Raw genomic sequence first — 2014 nt, 5'->3', positions numbered from 1 at the left:
TTGGGCTTTTCATTTGCAATATTACGGGCTATGCTCGGGCAGGCGGAGCTAGCGCGGTGGGAGGGTGGGCCTGGTGGGTTTGCCGGCGGCGTGGATTTAGCGGCTATAGAAGCCATTGATGGGGTGAGAACAAAGGACCTTACACAGTCTCTTGAAAATCTTACTGAGCCATCAAGCCTAAAGGTACCCAAGATTCGCGGTAATTAGCCAAGAGCAGCTCAATAGCAATACCCACTATTTTGGCATCATAACAACTATGAATGAATTGGGATAATAAGGATTGATGGTTCCAGCTTTGACTCGTTCTCACCCACCACCGCAACCACGCGCGCAAGTAGCTTCTGATTCGGGAGGTAGAAAACCCATCAATAACCATAAGCCGAACTTGTTCGCGTGCATTTCTAATTGTTCTTGTATGAGGAACAATGTCGATTTGCTCAGAATAGTTTTGGTTTGGCGAGGTTAAACTGCTCTTACCCCCCCAGCTTGGTTATCAAATAAACATTCATTATCAGCAAATGATTCATTTGCCGCCAAACCACGAATATCCTGTGTGACGTTGGTGCCATCTGAAGCTTGCGTTTCCAGATCTCCAGTTAAGTACATTATCGCCTTAACTGGGGTGTTAAACTTGGTTTTCGGTTGCGCCCAAGATTAAATTACTGCCAGTTAAAGATGCACGAGCCCCGTTACCTTTATCTTGGACTGAGCAATCCAGATTACTGGAAGCGTTGCCACCTCACTTAAACCAAATGGCACGATTTAAAGTGAATACAGGTTGTAGAGAGCAAGAAATTTGCCAGCTTCGATGGGAATGGGAAAAATATGTTTCCGGTTTAAAAACTAGTGTCTTTATCATTCCTAGTTATATCAACCGTGATGGGGAGTTAAGACAGTTAGTAAAAAATGGAGAAGATCGACTCGTTATTCTTAATGATGAAGCAAAAGCGGTCATTGATGAGGTCAGAGGCGTTCATCCTGAGTTTGTGTTTTCTTACAAGGGGCGATCGGTTACACGGATGAATAATACCGCATGGCGAAATGCGCGTAGCAAGGTGCATCTTAATGATTTAAGGGTTCATGATTTGAAGCATACCTTTGGGAGAGGACTTAGAGCTGCAGGGGTTAGTTATGAGGATAGACAGGATCTGTTAGGGCATCGCTCTGGACGAATCACCACTCATTACTCTCAAGCAGAATTAAGTAATTTATTGGATGCGGCGAATTTAATAATTCAAAGCAGACGCGAAAGTAAAGAGCTGACTATTTTGAGAGTAAAGCAGGGTGGGAAGCATGCCATCCCCACAAAATCCCCACAGTGGATTTTTTATAGACAACTCGTTGGCATTTACTAGCAACGAGTTGAAAGAAAATAATGGTAGATTTTTTAAATAATTCCAATTCATAAAACGATGGGTTTGCGAACGCCTAATTTTTGCTATTCAAAAATTTGTAATTCACCACGAAAACCAGTTCAAAAACCCTATACATTAATCAAAGTTCATTTTAATCTATTCATTTAGGCTTTTCGAACAGCAGGAATAATAATGAGAGTAGGGTATGCTAGAGTTTCAACACATGAACAAAATTTAGACTTGCAACTTGATGAATTAAAAAAGGCAGGATGTGAGCAAATTTTTACGGATAAAATTAGTGGCTCAGTATCCGAACGCCCTGGATTAGAAAAAGTCGAAAATTTTCTTAGAGAAGGAGATGTTTTAGTTGTTTGGCGATTGGATAGGTTAGGGCGATCTCTCAAACACCTTATTTCTTATGTAAGTAAGCTGGAAGAAAAGGGAATTGGTTTTCATAGCGTAACAGAAGCTATTAATACTGAAACTCCTTCTGGAAAATTTATGTTTCATGTATTTGGAGCGCTTTCTGAATTTGAACGTAATTTAATTAAAGAGCGAACTATGGCTGGACTTGAGGCTGCGAGAGCAAGAGGTCGTCAAGGAGGTAGACCAGAAAAACTTAGCGATGAACAAAAGGAGTTAGTCAAAACTTTATATGC

The 2014-nt window shown here is 41.1% G+C and carries 3 protein-coding genes and 1 pseudogene; 3 read left to right on the top strand and 1 reads right to left on the bottom strand.

Annotation, left to right across the window (positions count from 1 at the left end):
• Positions 1-207, top strand: a 207-nt coding sequence (locus tag Lsan_RS22410) for a hypothetical protein (RefSeq protein WP_162265628.1), incomplete at its 5' end; no start/stop codon positions are given.
• A 255-nt stretch (positions 208-462) separates the two neighbouring features.
• On the opposite strand, the gene Lsan_RS22265 is transcribed toward Lsan_RS22410, so the two are convergent.
• Positions 463-606 carry a hypothetical protein gene (locus Lsan_RS22265; RefSeq protein ID WP_157068328.1) on the bottom strand — a complete coding sequence of 48 codons (144 nt, stop codon included), beginning with the start codon at positions 604-606 and terminating at the stop codon, positions 463-465.
• A 23-nt stretch (positions 607-629) separates the two neighbouring features.
• On the opposite strand from Lsan_RS22265, the pseudogene Lsan_RS19585 reads away from it, so the two are divergent.
• Together Lsan_RS19585 and Lsan_RS19580 are read left to right on the top strand one after the other, a co-directional pair.
• A pseudogene (locus Lsan_RS19585) lies at positions 630-1355 on the top strand (site-specific integrase); the annotation flags it as partial.
• Between the two features lie 192 nt (positions 1356-1547).
• Positions 1548-2014, top strand: a 467-nt coding sequence (locus Lsan_RS19580; RefSeq protein WP_237762218.1) for a recombinase family protein, incomplete at its 3' end; no start/stop codon positions are given.

The sequence above is a fragment of the Legionella santicrucis genome, from assembly GCF_001468135.1.
Classification (GTDB): Bacteria; Pseudomonadota; Gammaproteobacteria; order Legionellales; family Legionellaceae; genus Legionella; species Legionella santicrucis.
The sequence above is the reverse complement of the archived record's forward strand: the minus strand, read 5'-3'. Positions and strand labels throughout refer to the sequence as shown.

Bases quoted from the DNA above. Each gene is read 5' to 3' on its own strand.
- Lsan_RS22265 (WP_157068328.1), bottom strand. From the start codon at position 606: ATGTACTTAACTGGAGATCTGGAAACGCAAGCTTCAGATGGCACCAAC.